This window comes from Terriglobales bacterium, assembly GCA_035567895.1.
GTDB lineage: Bacteria > Acidobacteriota > Terriglobia > Terriglobales > Acidobacteriaceae > Gp1-AA112.
The window spans coordinates 1-4,148 of record DATMPC010000094.1; the positions used below are offsets into that span (position 1 = coordinate 1).

The 4,148-nt window shown below is 54.6% G+C and carries 3 protein-coding genes; 2 read left to right on the plus strand and 1 reads right to left on the minus strand.

What is annotated here, in order from left to right:
* Positions 1–809, minus strand: an 809-nt coding sequence (locus tag VNX88_19935; GenBank protein ID HWY70948.1) for a methyltransferase domain-containing protein, incomplete at its 3' end; no start/stop codon positions are given.
* Positions 810–1,361: 552 nt separating this feature from the next.
* On the opposite strand from VNX88_19935, the gene budA reads away from it, so the two are divergent.
* Together budA and alsS are read left to right on the plus strand one after the other, a co-directional pair.
* On the plus strand, positions 1,362–2,177 hold the full coding sequence (gene budA, locus VNX88_19940) for an acetolactate decarboxylase (GenBank protein ID HWY70949.1): 816 nt from the start codon (positions 1,362–1,364) through the stop codon (positions 2,175–2,177).
* Positions 2,178–2,200: 23 nt separating this feature from the next.
* The gene (alsS, locus tag VNX88_19945) at positions 2,201–3,904 is read left to right on the plus strand and encodes an acetolactate synthase AlsS (GenBank protein HWY70950.1); all 1,704 of its coding nucleotides are present in this window, start codon (positions 2,201–2,203) and stop codon (positions 3,902–3,904) included.
* The last annotated feature ends 244 nt before the right edge of the window (positions 3,905–4,148 follow it).

Consider the following 4,148-nt stretch of genomic DNA (forward strand, 5'->3'; position numbering starts at 1 on the left):
GGTTTCTGGCTCCAGGCACCGACATTGATCATGAGCAGGATTGTGGCGCGTTTGCTTACCGCTTCGTCGCGCATGGCTTTGCCGATCCCTTCAACTTGTGCGAGAACCGAATCGCGCTGCGCTTCGGGGACGGTAGCGCGAATGCCGCTTCGTGCGCTCTCGAGCAGCAGTTCGAAGAATTCGCTGTCGTCACCGACGCTCACCGCTGCCGCCGTGTGCAGTTGCGGAGCGGGAAGTCCAGCCTCGATGAAGTCTGCATAAAGGCGTGCACCCATTTCGAGGTGAGCGCCAGCCGCCCGGAGCGCCTGAAATCCGCCCTCCATAAACGCGTGGAATGCCTCGACTCGCGGGTGCGACAGCGAGATGCCGTGCCACGGTTCGACAAAGCAGACGATGCCGCCGGAGCGTACGTTCGAGCTTAGCTTTTGCAGCGCTGCAGCGGGATTCTTAAGGTGCATCAAGATGAATCGGCCGACTACGGCGTCGAAATTGGCGGGATCAGAGAAGTCGTCGATGGCGGAGCAACGGAATTCGACGTTCGGGGCCGGGACGTGTCTGCGCGCAAATGCCAAGGCACCGGGATCGACGTCGATTGCTACGACATTACCCTTTGGGCCTACTAAGTCAGCGACAACGCGCGAGACCTCACCGACACCGCAGCCCACGTCGAGTACTCGCATGGCTTGACCGACACCCGCTTTCTGAAAAGTCGTGCGCGTTTCTTCCTCGTATCTCAGGCCCTGTCGCACGAGACGTTCGTATTCGGATTCCGATCCGCGACCATAGATGTACTGCTGCGGTTGCGACATGAGTCCTCCACATATTTAACGGCGCACAAGGCGCGAAGGTTACGGAGCGAGGGGACGTACCTCTTTGCAGCCTCGGATTCAATAATCTCCTGAGAGAGTGGCCGACCGAGTTTCTGAGCTTATGGAATGCTAATAAAAACAAGGTGCCCGTGTACGTTCGGATCGATCGCAAAACCTAGCGCGTGCCGGACAAGTTGTCGGCAAACAAGACATTGAGAATGCGTTTGGATAATTTCAGGATTGCTCGTTAACCAACAAGAATCAGGCCGGTGTGTGGTTTTGAGCCCTACAACTGTTAACAACACTTGCGCACAGCGCACATCCGGATTGTCGGCCATCTGCGGTAATTGGCTGACGCCCAATTTCGCTAACTTCGAATCTCTTTGGTTTCCGACTGCAAACTCCCCAGAGTACATTCCGAGCACGTCAACGGTGTCAACCACTTGGCAAAAGACAATAGCCTGTTGCAGAAGTGATTGTGCTGTAGCGTGTTTTCAGAACCATAAGAGTGGCACAAGGTTTGCATTTTAGGTTTAGCGCCGAGGAGCGAACATGGGGAATCTTGCGGTGACCATACCGCCGTCTTTAGAGAACTTGGTTCGAGATTTTTCCAATCAGAGCAAAATATCGGTCGACAGTCTGGTGGGCGCAGCGCTGAGTACTTACCTGGAATCCTTAACGCCGCGGATTTACCAGGTCTCGACGTCAACTGCTTTAGTCGAAGGCATCTACACCGGTTCACACTGTTCATCGACGCTCTTGCAGCATGGCGATTTTGGCCTTGGCGCCTTCGAAGGGCTCGACGGCGAGATGATCATCCTCGATGGCGAGATTTATCAAGCTGCGGGAACTGTACGTCACCGCGCCGATGAGTTTCTTATCCCGTTCGCCGCGGTAACGCAATTTCGCAAGATGGAAATCTTCGAAATCGGAGCAGTTGCATGTTTGAAGGACATAGAACTAGCCTGCGACCAGCACCGGGTCTCTCAGAATCTTTTTTACGCAGTGCGCCTGGATGGTGTCTTCGACACGATGCACACGCGGGCTGTCCACGCTGTTCCGCAAAACACTCGACTTCTGGACGCGGCAAAAGCGGAGCTCGAGTTCCACTTTGATACTGTGGCAGGTACGCTCGTCTGCCTGTGGTCGCCGAGGTACTCGAGCGCATTCAGCGTACCTGGATATCACTTTCACTTTCTCTCTGATGACCGCACAAAAGGCGGGCACGTCCTGAATTGCACCGCGCGAAAGCTTCAGGCAAGTATCCAAACAATTTTCGAATACGACATCCGTCTCCCAGAAACGGGGTCGTTCTTGACCACTGACCTAAGCAAAGACCCAACCTCCGATCTTGGAAAAACGGAGTAGATCAGACTAAGGGAAAAAAGAACATGGCCACCGCCCAACAAATGGCGAATCCAAATACAGAAAGCTCTCAACAGATAAAGACAGGTGCCGATGTAGTCGTTGAAACGCTGGAGGCGCATGGGGTGACCTACGTCTTCGGTGTACCCGGCGCGAAGATTGACAAAGTATTCGACAGACTTCTCGACTCCAGCATAAAAACCGTGGTGTGCCGCCACGAACAGAACGCAGCGTTTATAGCGGGCGGCATCGGTCGAATGACCGGGAAAGCAGGTGTCGCGCTCGTCACCTCGGGTCCGGGAGTCTCCAATCTCGCTACCGGACTTGTCACTGCGAATTCTGAAGGTGACCCGATTGTTGCCTTGGGAGGCGGTGTCGCCGTCGCGGATCGACTGAAGTCGCTTCATCAGTCGCTGGATTCGGTAGCGCTCTGCCGGCCCGTAACGAAATATGCCGCCGAGATCGATTCTCCAGCAGCTACGGCGGAGGTGCTGTCAGCCGCATTTCGCGCAGCCGAAGGTGACCGTCCCGGCGCAGCATTCGTGAGCCTTCCCGTCGACATCGCGACCGGTGAAGCCAAATGCGATCCGATTCGTCTATCTTCATTTGTCGGGCTTGGACCAGCTTCCGGGCGATCTCTTTCCGAAGCTGCCCGTCTCATCAATTCCGCGAAGTCTCCTGTGATCTTGCTGGGATTGATGGCGAGTAAATCAAAATTTTCCGAGGCGATTCGTAATTTGCTGAGCACCACGACGCTTCCGGTAGTGGGAACGTTTCAAGCTTCGGGAGCTCTTTCGCGGCATGAGTTCCCATACTTCGGAGGGCGCGTCGGACAATTAGCGAATCAACCAGCAGATGCGCTGCTGGATTCAGGCGATGTCGTCATCACCATTGGTTATGATGCGGTTGAATACTGGCCGTCCATCTGGAACAAGGAGAAACAGCGGCCGATTATTCATATCGATGTCGTGCCGGCGAACATCGAGAATAACTACTGTCCTGCTGTTGAGCTGATCGGGGATATTGAAGAGACACTGGTTGCTCTATCTCCGCTTCTACATCGTGGTCACCTCGCTCACGAATCTGCTGAACTGCTTCAAATCATCTCTCAGGATCGAGAACGGCTAATGGCGGAGGCCGCGACTAAGTCTGGTGTTCCCGTTCATCCTTTGCGTATCATCAGCGAACTGCAACAGATTCTCACGCCCGACATGACAGTGTGCTCGGACATGGGCAGCTTTAGCCTCTATCTGTGTCGCTATCTTTTCAGCTTTCGCGCGCGGCAGTTTCTCATCACCAACGGTCAGCAAACACTAGGCGTGGCTCTGCCCTGGGCCATCGCCGCCAGCATCGTCCGTCCTCACGAAAAGGTGCTTTCGATTTCCGGAGATGGTGGATTCCTGTTCTCGGCAAATGAACTAGAAACAGCCGTCCGCCTAAATTCGCACCTTGTTCATATGATCTGGATCGATGGCCATTACGACATGGTCGGCACGCAGGAGGAAATCAAGTACAACCGTACTTCGGGAGTTGATTTTGGTCCTGTCGACTACATTAGGTATGCGGAAGCGTTTGGCGCCACTGCATTCCAGATCCAGCGCTCGGAGGATATTAGGCCGGTCCTCAAGAAGGCATTCGATACGCCAGGCCCAGTGCTCGTCGGAGTGCATGTGGATTATCGAGACAATAGCAAGTTGTTCGAACACGTTCACGAAGGAAGCATCCTGTAGCGGGGTGACCCACCTTGCAGGTCACAATCTGAGAGCTGCGGCGATGGCTGAATTGCGGGCGTGGCTTGTATTTCTTCGGTATTGTCGGCCAAGCGGAAGTTAGCCAGAAACGGGCTTCGAGGAGATCTCTTCGCCGCAGCACATTCCCAGAAGAGGACTTCTGGCCCGGGGAGTTGTTCAAAGTTAGGAAATTTAGTATCGCAAACGGTCGTAGGAAGTCTTCGTGAGCGGCGCGGAGCCGTTT

Bases quoted from the DNA above. Each gene is read 5' to 3' on its own strand.
- budA (HWY70949.1), top strand. From the start codon at position 1,362: ATGGGGAATCTTGCGGTGACCATACCGCCGTCTTTAGAGAACTTGGTT.
- alsS (HWY70950.1), top strand. From the start codon at position 2,201: ATGGCCACCGCCCAACAAATGGCGAATCCAAATACAGAAAGCTCTCAA.